Source organism: Vibrio sp. 10N.247.311.13 (genome assembly GCF_041467595.1).
GTDB classification, from domain to species: Bacteria; Pseudomonadota; Gammaproteobacteria; order Enterobacterales; family Vibrionaceae; genus Vibrio; species Vibrio crassostreae_C.
This window is the reverse complement of sequence record NZ_JBFSUX010000030.1, coordinates 23,271-40,822: the sequence shown is the minus strand read 5'-3', so window position 1 is coordinate 40,822 and position 17,552 is coordinate 23,271. Positions and strand designations below refer to the sequence as shown.

Annotated in this window: 17 protein-coding genes and 1 pseudogene; 11 read left to right on the top strand and 7 right to left on the bottom strand. The window is 44.1% G+C overall.

Annotated features, from left to right (window positions below; genetic code table 11):
* Positions 1 to 7: 7 nt before the first annotated feature.
* Positions 8 to 3,523, top strand: coding sequence for a hypothetical protein (locus AB6E52_RS13750; RefSeq protein ID WP_102320621.1), 3,516 nt, complete (start codon positions 8 to 10; stop codon positions 3,521 to 3,523).
* A gap of 62 nt (positions 3,524 to 3,585) precedes the next feature.
* Complete coding sequence (locus AB6E52_RS13745; protein ID WP_102320620.1) at positions 3,586 to 4,536, top strand: OmpA family protein; 951 nt, start codon at positions 3,586 to 3,588, stop codon at positions 4,534 to 4,536.
* A 105-nt stretch (positions 4,537 to 4,641) separates the two neighbouring features.
* Here the strand turns inward: AB6E52_RS13745 and AB6E52_RS13740 are convergent, their stop codons facing one another.
* Together AB6E52_RS13740 and AB6E52_RS13735 are read right to left on the bottom strand one after the other, a co-directional pair.
* Entirely contained in the window at positions 4,642 to 5,061 is a 420-nt protein-coding gene (locus tag AB6E52_RS13740) for a BLUF domain-containing protein (protein WP_017079037.1), read from the bottom strand.
* Positions 5,062 to 5,266: 205 nt separating this feature from the next.
* Positions 5,267 to 5,458, bottom strand: coding sequence for a hypothetical protein (locus AB6E52_RS13735; protein ID WP_241910591.1), 192 nt, complete (start codon positions 5,456 to 5,458; stop codon positions 5,267 to 5,269).
* A 528-nt stretch (positions 5,459 to 5,986) separates the two neighbouring features.
* Here AB6E52_RS13735 and AB6E52_RS13730 point away from each other — a divergent pair.
* From AB6E52_RS13730 to AB6E52_RS13700, 7 genes and pseudogenes are all read left to right on the top strand, one after another.
* Complete coding sequence (locus tag AB6E52_RS13730; protein ID WP_102320618.1) at positions 5,987 to 6,412, top strand: hypothetical protein; 426 nt, start codon at positions 5,987 to 5,989, stop codon at positions 6,410 to 6,412.
* A gap of 218 nt (positions 6,413 to 6,630) precedes the next feature.
* Positions 6,631 to 7,443, top strand: coding sequence for a hypothetical protein (locus AB6E52_RS13725; RefSeq protein ID WP_102320617.1), 813 nt, complete (start codon positions 6,631 to 6,633; stop codon positions 7,441 to 7,443).
* 123 nt (positions 7,444 to 7,566) lie between these two features.
* Positions 7,567 to 7,818 (top strand): TIGR03643 family protein, encoded by a 252-nt coding sequence (locus tag AB6E52_RS13720; RefSeq protein ID WP_017091136.1) that lies wholly within the window; start codon positions 7,567 to 7,569, stop codon positions 7,816 to 7,818.
* Between the two features lie 58 nt (positions 7,819 to 7,876).
* Positions 7,877 to 8,272 (top strand): DUF3465 domain-containing protein, encoded by a 396-nt coding sequence (locus AB6E52_RS13715; RefSeq protein ID WP_102320616.1) that lies wholly within the window; start codon positions 7,877 to 7,879, stop codon positions 8,270 to 8,272.
* A gap of 50 nt (positions 8,273 to 8,322) precedes the next feature.
* A complete protein-coding gene (locus AB6E52_RS13710; protein WP_102320615.1) occupies positions 8,323 to 8,859 on the top strand; it encodes a GNAT family N-acetyltransferase in 537 nt (178 codons plus the stop codon).
* 14 nt (positions 8,860 to 8,873) lie between these two features.
* A pseudogene (locus AB6E52_RS13705) lies at positions 8,874 to 9,627 on the top strand (nucleotidyltransferase domain-containing protein).
* Positions 9,628 to 9,688: 61 nt separating this feature from the next.
* A complete protein-coding gene (locus tag AB6E52_RS13700) occupies positions 9,689 to 10,081 on the top strand; it encodes an NUDIX hydrolase (protein WP_102320614.1) in 393 nt (130 codons plus the stop codon).
* Between the two features lie 168 nt (positions 10,082 to 10,249).
* Here the strand turns inward: AB6E52_RS13700 and rplY are convergent, their stop codons facing one another.
* Positions 10,250 to 10,528 (bottom strand): 50S ribosomal protein L25, encoded by a 279-nt coding sequence (gene rplY / locus AB6E52_RS13695; RefSeq protein ID WP_017060373.1) that lies wholly within the window; start codon positions 10,526 to 10,528, stop codon positions 10,250 to 10,252.
* A 367-nt stretch (positions 10,529 to 10,895) separates the two neighbouring features.
* Between rplY and AB6E52_RS13690 the strand changes: the two genes are divergently transcribed.
* Positions 10,896 to 11,624, top strand: a complete 729-nt coding sequence (locus AB6E52_RS13690; protein WP_102320613.1) for a glycosyltransferase — start codon at positions 10,896 to 10,898, stop codon at positions 11,622 to 11,624.
* Between the two features lie 14 nt (positions 11,625 to 11,638).
* A complete protein-coding gene (locus tag AB6E52_RS13685) occupies positions 11,639 to 12,946 on the top strand; it encodes an LssY C-terminal domain-containing protein (protein WP_017070602.1) in 1,308 nt (435 codons plus the stop codon).
* Between the two features lie 77 nt (positions 12,947 to 13,023).
* On the opposite strand, the gene AB6E52_RS13680 is transcribed toward AB6E52_RS13685, so the two are convergent.
* The 4 genes from AB6E52_RS13680 to AB6E52_RS13665 form a co-directional block, all read right to left on the bottom strand.
* Entirely contained in the window at positions 13,024 to 14,370 is a 1,347-nt protein-coding gene (locus tag AB6E52_RS13680) for an ATP-binding protein (protein WP_102320612.1), read from the bottom strand.
* A 104-nt stretch (positions 14,371 to 14,474) separates the two neighbouring features.
* Entirely contained in the window at positions 14,475 to 15,134 is a 660-nt protein-coding gene (locus AB6E52_RS13675; protein WP_102320611.1) for a response regulator transcription factor, read from the bottom strand.
* 61 nt (positions 15,135 to 15,195) lie between these two features.
* On the bottom strand, positions 15,196 to 15,594 hold the full coding sequence (locus AB6E52_RS13670; RefSeq protein ID WP_017066076.1) for a PepSY domain-containing protein: 399 nt from the start codon (positions 15,592 to 15,594) through the stop codon (positions 15,196 to 15,198).
* Between the two features lie 180 nt (positions 15,595 to 15,774).
* Positions 15,775 to 17,517, bottom strand: coding sequence for a DEAD/DEAH box helicase (locus AB6E52_RS13665; protein ID WP_102320610.1), 1,743 nt, complete (start codon positions 17,515 to 17,517; stop codon positions 15,775 to 15,777).
* Positions 17,518 to 17,552: the final 35 nt, after the last annotated feature.

Here is a 17,552-nt window from a genome sequence, read left to right as displayed (position 1 = left end):
AAATTGTATGAAAGTATTTAGTAAGTCTCGTTTAGCGACGTGTGTGTTAACGGCCATTCCTGTGATGGCGGTAGCGAAAGACACAGGTAAGCTTGAAAAACTCGGTTCTGAGACGACTGGCATTGAAATCACTAAGCCGAACCAAGATCAAGATAGTTCGCGTATTTACCTAGAACAAGGCGCTATTTGGGCAAGCCGTGACATCACTCGCTTTGACCCAGTATTAGATGTCAGTGTCAGCGATGAATTAGAAGTCGAACAAGGCACACTGCGTGACAGCGTCGGTTTCACCATTACCACCAACTACGGTTACTACATCAAAAAGTACCAGTTGGAAGTGTACCGAGTGGGTGACTTTGGTCTGTCTGAGCCAATCGCTGTGCTTGAAGGCGATAAACTGGCGAACGACTCTGACATCAATTGGGATGGTCAAACTGATGTTGATTATCAGTTTGAGGTCGGTGAGCAGCTGATGTTCCGCCTAAAAGCGTGGGACAAAGATGGCAACATGGATGTGACCACCGTTGGTGTGACTGACTTAGTTAAGCCGGACTCTGAAGTCGATATCGACCGAAACGATAACGACGATGAAGAGAGCAAAGACAAAAGCTACGGCCAAGCTAAGCTGATGCGCCACAACATCCCAACCAATGCGGGCTTAGCCAAGTTCATTGGCACCGGTTTGAAAGGCGTTGATAAAGTCATCATCGGTGAAGATGAATTTGATGTCGAAGATGGCAACTTATACGCAGAGCAGTACTTACCAACAGATTCCTACATTTTCCCAACCAAGGTTGTGTTTGATAACGGTGATGAACGTCGTTACAAGCTTTACGTTCGTATTCCAGATACGTACTACGCACAAACTGGCTTGGCTGATCTTTATGTTGGTAAGAATAATGTGTCTGGTAATAGCGATGCATTAAGTGTCGATGACCAGTACCAAGATGACATCTACAACCAAGGTCGCTTAGCGTACTTTGGTCAGGGTAAATTTGGCGACAAACTTCGTGTAACGACTCACTTTGATACGCGAGAAAGTGAAATCAAAGACATGTTCAAACATCCGTTCGCCTCCGACGATTCGGATGTGTTCGATATCCTCGAAGACGACGATGAGCTTTATTACGGTAACTATGGTGACAGCTCAAACATCGAAAAAGTGGTCAACACCAAAGGCAAGGTTTACCTCAATGTTGAATACGATAAGTCTCAATACTTGTGGGGTAACTACAACACGGGTTTAACAGGCACCGAGAACAACGATTACAACCGTAGCCTCTATGGTTTCAAAGCCGATTATCGCACTCGCGATACTACACAATATGGTGAAGATCGTTTGAACGTGGTTGGTTTTACCGCAGAAGCAGACTCGTTGTATGCACACGATGAGTTCTTGGGCACAGGCGGTTCTCTGTACTTTCTTCGTCATGGTGAAGCGGTACCTGGAAGCGACAAGGTTTATGTAAAAGTAAAAGATGAATCTGGCCTAGTGCAGAATGAAATCCCACTTGAGCCGGGTGTCGACTATGATTTTGACCCATACCAAGGTCGAATTATTTTGACCAAGCCACTCGACAACATCCTATCCGATAGCTTTGGTAGCGTGATTGAAAACGGCGATGATTACGAAAACTTTCTGGTTGTCGATTATGAGTATGTTCCACAAGGTTCAGATTCATTAGACGCGATGTCTTACGGTGGTCGTGCTAAAGGTTGGATCAACGATTACGTTGGTGTTGGCGTGACGTATGCAACTCAAGAAAAGGACAACCAAGACTACGAGTCTTACGGTACGGACTTAACGTTGCGTGCAACAGAAGGTACCTACATTAAGGCTGAGTTTGCACACAGTGAAGGTACTCAAACTGAGTCGAATTTTGTCTCTGTTGATGGCGGCTTAACCTTTACGCCAATTGGCGACACATTGGAAGACCGCGAGGGCGACAGTGTCCAAATCACAGCTGTCACCAGCCTTTATGATCTTGCTCCAACCATTTTTGGTGCTGTTGGTAATGACCTGAAACTTTGGTATCGAGACAAAGACGCGGGATACAGCTACGCAAGCAGCAGCGATGATTTAGAGCAAGAGGCATACGGTGCTGAACTTCGTTTGCAAGCTACCGATCGCTTGGCGGTTCTCTCTCGCTTCTCGACCAATGAAGAGCGCGATGTCGATGGTAATCTAGAAACAGATACTGAAACGATTGAGATTGAGACTCAAGTTAAAATCACCGAGCACATTAAGGTTTCGGCGGCAGGGCAACAAACTGAAGAGCTTAACCAAAACGACGAGCACAGTGATGCCACCTTAGCGGGTGTGCGTTTGGAATACATGTGGGACAGTGAGAACAGCGTTTACGTCAAAGGGCAAAAGACCGTCGACCAGTCGGATGACTATGATGAAAACGACAGCGCGTCGATTGGTGCTGAATTCCAAGTGTTGGAAGACTTGTCTCTTGGTGGCGAATACACCGATGGCGACCGAGGCCAAGTAGCAGAAGCGACTGTGACTTACGATGTATCCGATGACCACTCAACCTACGTAACTTATGTAGATGATAACTACGAAGGCCAAAACAACGTGATTGTTGGTCAGCGTGCAGACCTGACTAGCAGTGTCGATTTCTACCAAGAGAACCAGTTTGTTGATGAAAACGATGGTCATGGCCGTATCGACTCGTACGGCTTTGGCTACGATGTGACGGAAGATGTCGAGATGGGGATCGGTTATCAGCTTGGGGAAATTGAAGATGACCAGAGCATCACCACAGAGCGTGAGTCCATCAGCTTCAATGCTTCAATTGACCTAGATGACATCACCCTAAGCCACAAATTTGAATATCGAGTGGATAAGAGTGAAGACGACCCTGACATCGCTCAGCGAGAGCTGCAACAAATCGTGACGACCAACCGTTACACGCATCACTTAACGGAAGAGTACACGCTATTTGGTAAGTACAATTACTCCATCACCGAAAGCGAAACCACGGGCGAAACCATGGCGCAATTTACCGAAGCCACTGGCGGCCTCGCGTATCGTCCGATCTACAACGATCGACTCAACTTACTGAGCCGCTACACGTATATTGCAGATTTCGATCAACTGGATCGCGATGTGGATTATCAAGACGAAACCAGTCAGATCATTGAAGTTGAGGCGATCTATTCGATTGACCAACACTGGGATATCGGTACTAAGTACGCCCATAAAGACAAACAGCAAGCTTTTGAACGAGCATCTGGTTCGAATGAGCTGGTTAAAAGCGATATCGACCTATACGGATTAAGCGCTTCTTACCGTGTGATGAAAGAGTGGGATGTGACGGGTGAATACCACTGGAAAACAGACACACTCAACGATGAGCTAGAACACGGTGCGTTAGTTTCGGTGAACAAGCACATCGGCGAGAACTTCAAAATGGGGATTGGTTATAACTTCTCTGCGTTTGATAGCGATCTAACCAATGATGACGACTACGACGCATCCGGCGTGTTTATTAACTTAGTCGGTAAGATCTAAGCGTGCCCCAAAGTAGGTTGAAAGTTAAGAGTTGAGAATTCAAAGTGACAGTTAAGAGTAAGATGAAAACAATTATTTTCCTAATAAGCGCAGTGATGAGTACGTTGCTGCTGTCCGGCTGTGCAACCGACACGTACGTGAGTCAGGAGAACCGAGACAAGTTTGCTGGCATCGATGTGTCTAAGTTTTTAATCAGCGAGTGTTTGGCGCCAGAGCGTGAGGTGCACATCGCCATCGCAGAGCATTTTGCGTTTGATAAATATCAATTACGCGACCTCGATAAGATCAACTTGGATACCTTTGTTAAAGAGATCAGAGGCCTCAAAGGGCGTATCACGATTGTCGGCCATACTGATTACAAAGGTTCTCTGGAATACAATGAACGTCTTTCACAGCGCCGTGCTAAATCGGTCGCAGATTATTTGAAAGGGCAACTAGACCCAACGCAATATGACTGGGAAGTGAAACACTTTGGTGAGACTCAACCCCTTCTGTTTGGTAAGACAGATAAAGACCGAGCGGAGAACCGCCGCGCATTTATTGTGTTTGAAGAAGCTCAGAAGTACGAAGAGATGCCTTTCTGTGAGCCACCAAAACCAGAACGTAAAGTTTATATGGCAATGACGCCACACTTCGATTTCGATAAGTCAGTACTCAAGCAAGAAGATATAACTCAGTTAGATGACTTCACAACGAAGTTGAGCGGCCTGCAAGGCAGCATAATGGTGGCAGGGCACACCGACCAATCGGGTTCACTTTCTTACAATGAAAAGCTGGCAGAGCGCCGCGCAGAAACGGTGGTTGAATACCTCAAAACCAAACTCGATCCTAAGCAGTTTATCTGGGAAGTGAAGTCATTTGGTAAGTTGCAGCCTGCGATTAATGAACGCTCTGAAAAAGCCGATGCATTAAACCGCCGCGCGTTCATTGTGTTCAAAGAATCTGATATTACCGCCGAACAGCAAGCTCTTGCTGGCAGTGAACAAGAAGCGGTGAGCAGCGAGAGCGATTAGAGTTCACCGAAGAATAACGAATAGTTGCCTTTACAATAAAACGCAAAAAGCCCCTACGTTGGGGCTTTTTGTTGCTTGCTCTACGGATTAAGTCGGGTCGAAGAGCTATTCTGATGGCAAATTCTGTTTCAACTCTAAAAGCATTCGATAAGCACTTTCGCCAGACATTTCGTACGGGTTAAATTGATCAGATGTTGAAAACTGTAAGTTCAACAGCTCGGTTAAATTGGACTGCGGAATGTCTCCCATCGACCAATCTCCAAATTCTCTGCTATCAATCTCTTTAAAATAAAGTATTGCGACGTGATTGTGTCTCTCGTCGTTAAGAATATGATTGTACGTGTGGTTAACGGCCTCTCTAGACCCTTCAATACATTGAAGAAAGTACTTTTGATTATGGCTGAGGAGCCCCGTTAAATGGCTTTGCCGATTATGATCTCGCGAGATAGCGAGTATCTCCTCCAATGCTTTGGAATCACAACATTCGGAAAGCGTACTGACATAAATTAACCGAGTTAGGAACATAGGCATCATTTCGAATTTTTGTTCAAAGGGTATTAATAAATATAAGCCAAGCTCATGGAATTGCGAGTTATTGATTTAATTGTCACTCGGTGGCTTTTGGAAGAGAGAGGATGGGGATGAAGTAGAAAAGGGCAGGTCGCAAGATACGCTAAAACGACTCGAATGTTGGCCATTCAATTATTTTAGCGACCTGCTTGTGAGCTCGTTAGTTGTTTAGAATTGAAATCGATTCAACGTTTGAAGACGCATCAAAACGAACATTGACCAACACACTCTCTCGTTCGAAAGTCACATCATCAAAGTAAGTAGCCGCGATCTTGAATCCATTTCTTGCGAATAAACTCGTCACTGTTGTTCGTTGTTTCTGTTCCATAGCGCATGTCAGTAGTTCATTCATCGTGATCTCCATTAGGTAACCGTGTGCATAATGTAAGCGTACAGTCTCTTTGTTATGAGATCAATTGCTTAATCGATAAGCTATGTTGATATGTTCAATTGAATGATTTTGGTATTCAAAAAATCAATGATCAAGAGGGAGGGTGAATGTTCTGATTATGGAAGATGGAGCGTTATGTGACCGTGGTTCAGCATTCCTTGAACACGAAGTTTGTCGCAAAAATCACGTTTAAATAAGTGGTTACAAAGCAGGAGGAATTATGCCCGCCGTTTGGTATGTTTGGTCGGTTATTGGAAATATTATCGGCCTATATCTCACTTAACTAAAGTACATCGATTTACGATGAGTAGACTCCTCAATAAGCCTTCTTTTTATTTGAATTTTATATGCTAAGTGGTGTTGTTATAATTGTTATTAATTGCATAGGCTTGATTTTAATATTGGTTTGATTTATAAAACAAGCATTCGTTCATTAACTTCATGATTATATTAGTTTTTACTAACCTTTAAATAACATGGAGAAAGGCGATGAATAAGAACCAAACACGCAACAGGTTAGCGAATTTAGTGCGACTTCGTAGGTCATACAAAGCATCAGACTTTCTGGTGGGTTCTGATGAACTCCGAGTTAAAAAAGATGTGTATAGCTTACGTAAAATCAAACAGTTAGAAATTCGTCAATTGGGTCTTAAAGAAAACGCAATCAATATCGTTTCGTTGGCTTTAGTCCTCTCGGCGGCGACTTGGGCATTTGTTCCTCAGTTCGGTTTACCAATGCTTGCACTGACCTTTATTTTGGCGTTTGTTACATGGCGACGATATGAGTTGCGAGCAGAGTTTAAAGGGGCCGATGAAACTGGCGACCATTGGGTTTCCGTGGCGCGCGGTTGTACTCGAAAAGAGTTCAAAGTATTGAAAAACGTTGAATTGGCTTTACGCGATCAGCTGTCTTAGTGGCTAGATCTGTTAAGGTTAAGGTCTTATAAGCGTTAAGCTCCCATAATCAACAAGGCTCGTCATTGTATGGCGAGCTTTTTATTTTCTGAAAAACACAGGTAGTGCAGGTTACTTTGAGAGGCCAATGCTTATATGTGTAATGGGGGTTGATATGAATCTTAAGTCACGGCGTTTTTGATGCTCTTTGTGGTTTTGAATATAGGGAGAGGGTGGAAATGAATACACGAGTCAGTGAGAGTTCTTTTAAAAGGCTCATCCAGTTAGTTGGTTGTGTTTTGATTATAGTGTTGAGCAATAGTCGACTCTCCAATGCTCAAAGCATCGAGTTTCCTACTTGTGTACAGAGCGAGGTTTTGAATACAGAAATCCACCTTTATGTTGATGAATCGGTGTTAGATGAATATTCCAAAGCATTTATAGCCTCTAAAATAGCGACATGGGAAAGCTATTCGAATCTGGTGTTAAAAAACTCCTGCGTCCCTATGACGAGAAAAGTCACTAAGGTGACTTATACGTCTGAAATCGACAGCCTTTGGTTTCAAGATTTGGGCGCAGCAGAGAGGTTATTAAAACTCTCGATGGAAGAACCGATTCCAGAAACAACAGAAGACGGCGTCCCCATTTTTACTGGGATAGTATTTTCTAATTATAATTTTAGCTTTGAGTCTGATTATTGTGGTATGTCTTCTTCGGTATCCTACTTTTTTTCTTTAGCGATAAACTGCCCTGATTACTTAATGGAGCATGAAATTGGCCATTTAAGTGGTGCTAATCATGACTATAAAACGTTATTGAAAGATTTTGATAGTATAGAAAGTTACATTTCTGGAACGTATCCAAGAGCTCCTCAATATTCCTTCGGTACAATTTGTGCTGACAGAGGCACAGTGATGTCTTATGAGCGAGATGTTATACCTGCATATTCCAGACCGGACATCAGAGTAGATGGCACAAAGTGCGGGGATAGCAAATACCACAATAATGCGAGAGTGCTTAGAGAGTTCGCACAAGCTTATTTAACCCCATGATTGCCTAGTTGGTAGTCTGTTGTTTTATCGAACGTTATAACGCGTTCAATTCAAAGTGTTTGTCCTGTGATCTTTAAATCTAAGACGGGCGTATTTCTTCCAGTTTATAAAGGAAGAGTATGCATGATGCTATCTAAAGAGAATGAATCAAGAATTATCGAAATGGCGTGGGAAGACCGAACGCCATTTGAGGCAATAGAGCACCAATTTGGTTTAAATGAATCACAAGTGATTCGTTTCATGCGTAGCCATCTCAAGCTTGGCAGTTTTAAGCTGTGGCGCTCACGTGTTTCTGGGCGCTCGACCAAGCATGTAAAACTACGCAGTTCGGACGTTTCGAGAGGTTATTGTCCAACTCAGTACAAGCATTGTTAAAAGAGGGGATGCCCAACCAGTATCCCAAATCAACACACAGATATGGGAAATGAAAGGAATGAAACAATTTTTCGCTCTACTTATAGTGCTGCTTAGCTTCGGCATCAGTCATGTTCAAGCGAATGATACGCGACTTAAGCAAGCTTACGAAAATCACCAAAGCGACGTTCAGGTGCGCGGATCGGGTACGGTGTATCGAGTACTTCCTGATGATAATAAAGGCTCTCGACATCAGAAATTCATTTTGCGACTCGATAGCGGACAAACCTTGTTAGTCGCACATAATATTGACTTAGCGCCTCGTGTTCAGGGACTGGCAAAGGGCGATCGAGTTGAATTTTATGGTGAATATGAATGGAACAAGAAAGGTGGCGTAATGCACTGGACGCACAAAGACCCTCGTAATCATCACACTCATGGTTGGTTGAAGCATAACGGGAAAGTATACGAGTAAACACCTCCGAGACTTTTCCTTTCAAGGCTATAAGATAAAAAGGAATTTTGATGTTTAAGCTGGAAACTGACAGGTTGATTCTTCGAGATATGAGTCTCGAAGACGAGTGTGCCTTTGTTGCGATGTCTCAAGACGCTAAGTATCAGCGTTTCTATGATGAAAGTGATTGTGAACCTAACAAATATCGAGAGCTAACCCAGTTGTTTGTTGCACAGGCTTTGGAAGTACCACGCCAGTCCTATCAGCTAGCGGTTGAAAGCAAAGATTCGGGGAAGTTTATTGGAACCGTTTGTTTACGTCTTGAACGCGATAAACAAGCTTCAATGGGCTGTGCTTTCTCAAGGGAAATTCAGGGAAAAGGGCTTTCTATAGAAGCTTCTGAAGCCCTCGCTGATTTTGGTTTCTCAGAGTTAGGCATACACCGTATCTACGCTGAAACCATCAGCAAGAACTTGGCTGCGATTAAATTATGTAAGTCACTAGGAATGAAACAAGAAGCGTGTTTTAAAGATCATCGATTCTTCAAAGGTCAATGGTGGGATACAGTTGTGTTGGCGGTTCTACGTTCTGATTGGAAAAAGGCTTAGTGATGGAAAGTGGTATGCAGAAGCTAGATAGAGGGCTCGATAGAGAAGGGTTCATTCAAAATCTTTATTCGCCAAAGAACATTGCGCCTGAATTTCAAGACGTGGTGTCAGCAGTCGTTGCTAAGAGAACTTCCAAGTCAAGTTGATGGTATCTACTTGTATGGAAGCGTGCCTAGAGGAACGGCCATTGTTGGTCGCTCTGATTTGGATGTTTCTATCGTACTCGCTACGCCTGTTGGTCAGAGAGAAAAGGAAGTATTTAACCTACTTTCCGACACCATACCCCAAACCTATCCGCAAGTGACCAAGCTTGATATCGATCCTGGCTTCCTGCGGGATGTTCTGCAACCCAACGAAGAATTCCATTGGCAGTTTTGGCTCAAGCATTGTTGCTGTTGTATTTGGGGGAATGATCTATCTATAAAGTTTCCACGATATAAGCCCAGCAATGAAATAGCCCAAGCTCTTAATGGCGATTTATCGACTTTTCTTAAGCAAATGCCCTCGAGTTTCAAAACAATGACTGATGCGGATATCGTTAAGGTAATTGGTAAAAAGTTAGTGCGAGCGGCGTATTATTTTGTGGCTGAGCAAGACGGCAGTTGGTACACCAATCTGAGCCAGTGCGCTGCAGTCGCCAAGCGCTATTACTCCAATCAAAGCGACGATATTGAGCTAGCTCATCAATACGCTCTCGGAAATTTGATATCTAAAACAGAAGCTTTTGAATTGTATGAAAGGCTGAGTAAAAAGCTTGTTGTAAATTAAGCATTAACACAAGCTAGAACAACAAACTTAACTACTTTTGTAACGGCTTTAGGAAAATTAGATGGATGTCCACGAGTGTGTTTCTTTTATCATGCTGAAGGAATCGCAGGTATTACTAGAAACGCGTAGTGAGTCTAGGGAGACCGATCCCGGTTTAATCACTATACCTGGCGGCCATATTGAACACGGTGAAAACCAGGTTCAGGCGCTGTTTCGTGAACTTGATGAAGAGCTTAATGTTGTTCCGATTGATTACCAATACTTGTGTTCGCTTTACCATCCTACGAAGGAACTTCAGTTGATTCATTATTTTATCGTGAGTGACTGGAAAGGAGATATCACCGCTCAAGAGACTGATGATGTTAAGTGGTATTCACTAGGTTCAGCTCCTGTTGGTATAGCAGCCGATGGTATTGCTTTGAAAGAAGTAGAGCGCGTGGGTAGGTATCTTTAGTTTGGATTCGATAAGATGCTTTGGACGTTTTTTGAGGGCTCAAAAACGGTGAAACCCCGATGTTGGTAGCATCGGGGTTTCGAATTTCTAGATTTCTCGACTGGTAAGATCGATTATCTTTTCTATGCAGAAGGCTGGATTAATCCAATCTTATTCCTTGGTAGGGAATTAGATGCGGATGAAGTCCATGTGCTCAACTTTTGGCTTGAACGCGTGACGTTGAACGTCTTGTGGCTTAACCTTAACTTCTGCGCCGTCAATCAGTAGAGTGATTGCTTCGTAGAATTCAGGCTTGTCCATTTGGTTGATCACGTCAGCGTGAACAAGTTCGATAGCTACAGCTTCAGCTTCGCCACCGTAGATTACAGCTGGGAATTTACCAGCGTGACGTAGGCGGCGGCTCGCACCTTTACCTAGTTCAGTACGTACTACTGCTTCAAATTTCATAGTTTTACTCTCAAATTAGTAAAAATTAACTTCACACCTCAATGCGACCTTGAGTGTGTGGTAATGCTTAAACATAAAAGTTCATGCTTAAGCGAGCGCGGATACTAACATCACATTCCAATATGAGCAAGTCAGAAGCCCATCTCAAAGTGAATTTCCTTCGATAATGGGTTCGTTTGGAGATAAAACGTTCGCTAACGCTTGTTTAGCGTATTTTACTCCCTTTTACATCGCAATCCTTATCTATTTATATCACTGCTAAATCATCAAGTTAATGAACGGAAAATGAATGTTTGCCTAAGACTTGGTTAAGTCTTAGTTCGTTAATCTTAGTGTTAATTAAACAGCAGAATGAATAGGTGAAAATATGAAACCGGTAAGCATTGTCGTAATTACGCTAAACGAAGAGAAACGCATTAGCCGCTTAATGGAAGAGTTGAGCGTGCAAACCCACCAAGAGTTTGAAGTGATTGTTGTCGACTCGAACAGTGAAGATAACACCAGAGAAGTGGCGCAAGCTTATGAAAACGCGTTGCCAAAATTAACGGTGCATCACATGGAAAACCGTGGTGTGAGCCTTGGCCGAAACACCGGGGCTGCTTTGGCGCAATACAACCGAATCCTTTTCTTAGATGCTGACGTGAGCTTGCCTCGAAACTTCCTTGCGAAAGCGCTTTATGAACTAGAAGAGAAGAAGCTTGAAGTGGCGGGTGTGTACATGAGCTCGAAAGGTTTGCCGCTTGTACACAAGTTTGGTTACGGGCTATTTAACGCAGGCTTGTTTACTACTCAGTTCTTTTTCCCGACGGCGATTGGCGCATGTATTTTCTCGACTAAACGGGCGCATGATGAGATCGGCGGTTTTGATGAAGAGATCGTCCTGTGTGAAGATTGTGACTACGTAAAACGTGCGAGCAAAACATGGCGATTTAGATTCCTAAATATGACTTTTGGTTTTGACCCACGTCGCTTAGACCAAGATGGCGTTGTGAAGACAGGCTCTACTTATCTTAAAGCCAATGTAAGACGCTTCTTTAAAGGAGAAATGCGTAATAACGAGATGAACTACAAGTTTGGTCACTACAAAGAACAGTAAGCGTTGAGGTTGTTATGTTTGATGGACTAGGGTTGTTTCTGGGAGCATTGGGTGATGCTCTCATTGGCCCAAACCTATTTGTACCGGGAGAGCCGTTCTTTATCGCAGCGGGCTTTCAACTGTATTCAGGTGCATGGATGGCGTTGGTTTTGGTGATGCTAGGTGGTTTGCTTGGTGATCAACTCAGTTATTTCATTGGTTATAAATACGGTGTTAAGGTGCAACGAAGGCTCATTAAGTTTCGCCCTAAAACCAAAAGATTAATTGCGCGCTGCCGCTATCTGGTTGCTCGCAAAGGCACATACATCATTCTTTTTGCTCGTTTATTAGGGCCTATCGCTTGGGTTGTGCCATTTATAGCTGGCTCGCATCGTGTACCGTGGCGTAATTTTAGTGTGTTGGCGTTTATCGGTTTGGCCCTTGGTGGAGGGCAGTTCATTGCTTGGGGCATGTTACTGGCGCACGGCGTTGAAAACTTCCCGTGGCTTAATAGCCTTAAGATATTTATCTCGGAGCATAATAGCTTGATCGTTGGTGTGTTCGCGGTATTAGTCTTCACCATTATCGGTTACCGAATGAAGTGGCGATGCTTAGTACTTAAGTCTAGTGCGCTGTTGTTGGCGTGGGTATTGTTTGCGAACTACGCTCACTTTTTCTGGAAAGCGGATGACTTTCAGAATCAACCAGAGACGGCTCAAATAAACAAAGTCGACTGGAACTCGGTTACCTATAAAGCGTTCCCCGGTAAATCTTCGTTCTACTCGGCGCAAGCGATCAACGTAATTTATGTTGGAGCAACCCCAAGAGACTTAATGAAGCAATTAGGCTGGATAGAGAATCAAACCTTCTCTCGAAATGAGATTGAATGGGTTGGTTATCTCGCATTGCTTAGAGAAAAAACGCCGCCAGTGTCTGATTTATATTGGCGAGACAAGCCGCAAGATATGGCTTTTCAATTGCCGGGTAACCTGATGAAGCGCAGCCATATTCGTTGGTGGCGTGCAGGTGTTGATATTAAAACTAACCAGCCTCAGTGGTTAGGCGCAATTAGCTATGATGATGGCCTTAAAGTCACGCCTTACTCAGGCATTGTGACCGTGCTTCATAACATTGACCCTAATGTTGATGAAGAGCGAGATCGGCTTGCTAATCAGATACGAACGTTACTACCAGACATCGAGTTAGACAAGTACCCATTAGCAACGGTGGAAGTGATCAATGACGATCATGACTATTACACTGATGGCCGGGTATTAACGATTGGAGCAACGACCCTTAGTGATAATTCACAAACTTTGGATGTTGCTGTGAACGATATATAGAGTTGTATATAAGGTCGATAGAATTAAGCCCTAGCATTACGTTAGGGCTTATTGTGTTTAACTTTTACTTAGCTTGTTCAGCCTTTACTTACTTTAAGCACCAGAGAAGCTTTTAAGCCGCCCATTGAGCTCTTGCTGAGCGTTAGGCTGCCTCGGTAACTGTGTGCCATTTCATTTACGATATTAAGCCCTAAGCCTGTTCCTGGTGTGGTTTCATCAAGTCGGACGCCACGTTTGGTCACTTGCTCAAGCTTCTCTTCAGGAATGCCTTGGCCATCATCTTCAATCACCAACTCTATGTTGCCATCGTCGAGTTCATTTGCATGGACGCGAATAATGCTGCCCGCCCACTTGTAACTGTTCTCGAGTAGGTTGCCGACCATTTCATCAAGGTCGGTTTTTTCTACTGCCACTTCAATCTCAGAGTCTAGCTCGTTAATCATGGTGACTTGATTGGCAGCGTAGACTTTATCAAACGCCATTGAGATAGCTTCGACACGCTCACAAGGTGAAGACTTCACCGAAAGAATGTTCATTGCACCTGCCATACGAGCGCGGCCAAGGTGATAATCAATTTGGCTTTGAATCTGATGAATGGGCTGTTGCAGCAGTGCCTTGTCATCCTCTGGAAGTCGCTCTATCTCATTTTTTAGAACTGAAAGCGGTGTTTTCAACGCATGAGATAAGTTACCCGCGTGGTTACGAGCTCGTTCTAATAACTCTTGATAGTGAAAGAGCAGGGCATTGAGGTCAGAGACTAATGGAGAAACCTCTTTCGGGTAGTTATCGCTTAACCCTTGTTGCTCGCCGTTTCTTAGCATTACCAGTTCGCGTTGCATCTTGCTGAGCGGTAATAACGACCAACTGACTTGAATACCGATCAACATCAGCACGCCAACAAACAGCAACATTAGGATCAACCAGACTTGACCAGTAAGCTCTGTCAGTGTGGATTCTAATGGATCTTCATCAATACCAATGGTGATCGTGACAGGGTCGCTCAGTTCAGGCAGGTAGATATCTTGCTCGATGTAAATCAGCTTTTCTTTCTCTGGCCCTTTGACTGATGTGTGAATCGGTGAACGCTTGATGGTGAGGTCTTTATCCCATAGCGAGCGAGATCGAATGATCTGCTCTTGGGTAGCGGCGCGCCAATAAATACCACTGTAGGGCTGGTTGAACCTAGGATCAGACAGACGCTCTGCCATGATCAGGTTACCACTGTCATTGGTTTCGATATTGGCGGTTAACTCATCCATGGTTAAGCCAAGCTGCTGCTTCATGTCATCGACGAGGTAGTCGTTAACCAGTTTCGGAATCCCGACACCAGCCGCTAATATCATCGCACCTAGCCAAAAAGCCGCAGCAAGGAGCAAGCGGCTTTTTAAACTGATGTTTTTAAGTGTTCGTTTCTTTAGATTCATGCATTTCCAACCTGCCTTTGCTCATCGTAACTTATCGTATTGCGATGATCAGAACAGGCTGTCCACTTAATTAATGGTTGCTCTTGGCGTGATTGACGACTGAGCTATTCAGCATTCAGTTGGTAGCCAAGGCCACGAACGGTTTTGATGATCTTTGGTGCGATTTTCTTACGAATACGACCGATGAACACTTCAACCGTGTTTGAGTCTCGGTCGAAGTCTTGCTTGTAGATATGCTCAACCAACTCAGTGCGCGAGATAACCTTGTTTTGGTTATGCATGAAGTACGCGACAACTTTATATTCCAGCGCCGTGAGGCTAACTGCTTGACCTTGCCACAACACTTTAGAACTGCGTGTGTCTAGGCTTAGATCACCGATTTGAAGTATCGGAGCAGCACTGCCTGATGCTCGGCGCAGTTGAGCTCGGATACGGGCAATCAGCTCGACCATCTCAAATGGCTTAGTTAGGTAGTCATCAGCACCGGCGTTCAAGCCCTCAACACGTTGAGTTAGCGTGTCACGAGCACTTAAGATAATCACTGGCGTGTTGATGTTTTCGTCTCGAATGCCTTTTAATACCGTTAGGCCGTCAAGCTTAGGTAAACCTAAATCGAGGACAATCGCGTCCCATTCTTCTGACGTTGCACGGTAGAGTGCGTCGATACCATCTTGAGAGAGATCTGGAACCCAGTCGGCCCCCTCAAGTGTTTCAATAATTTGTTGGCCCAAACGAGGCTCATCTTCAACGACTAAAATTTTCATAATTGTTCTTCTAATTTCTTCTAATGACTGTTCGTCGTGCTTAGCTCTTCGTCGTACGTAACTAGTCGCCGTGTTTAATTGCGTCTTTAAAGTTGCGGCCTTTGATCATAAGCATTTCTAACGTCTCAGCGTTGTATTCGACTTTGATGATGTTGTTTTGGTAATTGATTTTTAGTTCATACACCCAAATGTCGTCATCTTCTTCTAGTTCTACTTTAATGATTCTGCCATGAAGATCGTTTTCAACCGCCGCATACATTTCTGAGAAAGGGCGAATGTAGCCTTCTCGTACGGCTTCATAGACTTCGTCTTGATCTTCTTCAAATTCGATGCTGGTTCCTGCTTTATGAACGTCCTGCACTAATTCATGACCATTATGATGTGAGTCAGCCCATGCGCCAGCAGAAACAAATAAGCCTAAGCTTATAGAAAACAAAGAAATCATAGCTTTACTAAACATAGCGAATCCTAGAGAAGGTTGATAGCGTTCAGTATAAAAAAGTAATTCTGAACAGAAAGTGAACCTGATTAATAATGAGAATTTGATACCGAAAAACTTAACGCTTAAATGGCGCAGGCTTTAATACATAAGATTAATTGCCGAGTGTTAAGAACGTAAGACTTACTTTTATTCTTAACCTTAACGCTGCTGTAGTTCGTCTTCGAATATCTTGTCTCTCATTTTCCAAAAGCGTCCGACTTTACGGGCAATCACGAATTGAGGTGGGCGGAATCTATGTTGGTGAGCAACCACTTTCGTCGGTGAGGCTTCTTCGAAAGGGCGATGTCTGTCTGCAAGGTGAGGGCGAACAAACTGGTCTTTGAAGTTCTGCTTCTGCTTTTTGCTGGTTAATGACCAAAACTCATGCACTTGCGCTTGGTTTTCTCCGCGATAGGTGACCTTAAGTTGTGATTTACCTTTCTCGTCTTTAAGCACGTTGAGGTCCATTTCCAAGCATTCAAATACCAAGGCATCTTTTAGGTTCAGTGCTTCTTTTAGCTTTTTGTCTGGGTCGACTAAGGTTGCATCGCACTCATGACAAATGCGCGCAGCAATGTCATTATCAGCACCACATTCACCGCAATATTTCGCTCGGAAGCGATAATTACAGTGCTCGCGCTCGCCCGTGTCTTCATCGGTAAAGTAGCCTTGGCATTTGCGCCCAAAGTGCTCAAGCAAGAAGCCATTGCTGTCTAGCTTGCCCCAAAAGTTATTATTGAAGCCGCACGCAGGGCAAGGGATGGTGATGATTTCACTGTCTGAATCGGGTTTAGGGTCGCCAACCTCAGGTTGGTAGAGGTCGTAACTGTTGCCCGCATAGTCGAGCACCAAACACTCTTTTTTACCCGGAGATAGGCGTAAGCCACGGCCAACGATTTGTTGATACAAACTGATGGATTCTGTCGGGCGCAAAATCGCGATTAAATCGACGTGTGGCGCATCAAAACCTGTGGTTAATACCGATACGTTAACCAAAAACTTGATTTTACGTTCTTTGAAGTCGCTGATAATTTGGTCACGTTCGAGAGTTGGTGTATCACCAATCACAATTGAAGCTTCACCTTCTGGCAATAAGCCGAGGATCTCTTGCGCGTGTCGAACGGTCGCAGCGAATACCATGATGCCTAGTTTATCTTGGGCTAGGTGAATAATCTGATCGACAATCTGTGGGGTCGCTCGTTTCGATTGCTCGATCACCATGTCGAGTTCTGCTTCTTTGTAGCGACCAGTGCTCGCGGGCTTTAACTGCGAAAAGTCATAGCTCAACACGGGTGCATCAATCATGCGTGCAGGAGTTAAGAAACCTTCATCGAGCAGGTAACGAATCGGCAGCTCAAAGATACAGTCGCGGAAGAAACGTGGCTCATCTGAACGCACTTGACCGCGAGTGTGGTATTGATAAATCCAACCCATCCCAAGACGATATGGGGTCGCTGTTAATCCAAGCACCTTGATGCCCGAATTATTCTCGTGTAAGTGAGTGATGACTTTCTGATAACTACTGGTCTTTTCATCGGGAACACGGTGGCATTCGTCGATAACCAACAGCGAAAATTGGTTAGAGAATGAATCGAGATTTCGCACCACAGATTGCACCGAAGCAAACACGACTTGTTGGTCGGTCTCTTTGCGTCCTAAACCCGCAGAGAAAATCGAGCCTTTCAGCCCGTAACCTTCATACTTTTCATGGTTCTGTTCAACCAACTCTTTTACGTGAGCAAGCACCAACACTCGACCTTTCGCAAGCCTTGCTAACTCTGCAATCACAAGGCTTTTTCCTGCACCTGTCGGAAGCACGAGCACTGCCGGAGTTTGGTGTTTTCTGAAGTAATGAATCACTGATTTTACAGAATCAGCTTGGTACGGGCGGAGTGTATACATATCGCGTCTTGTAAGAAGGAAAACAAATAGTGTGA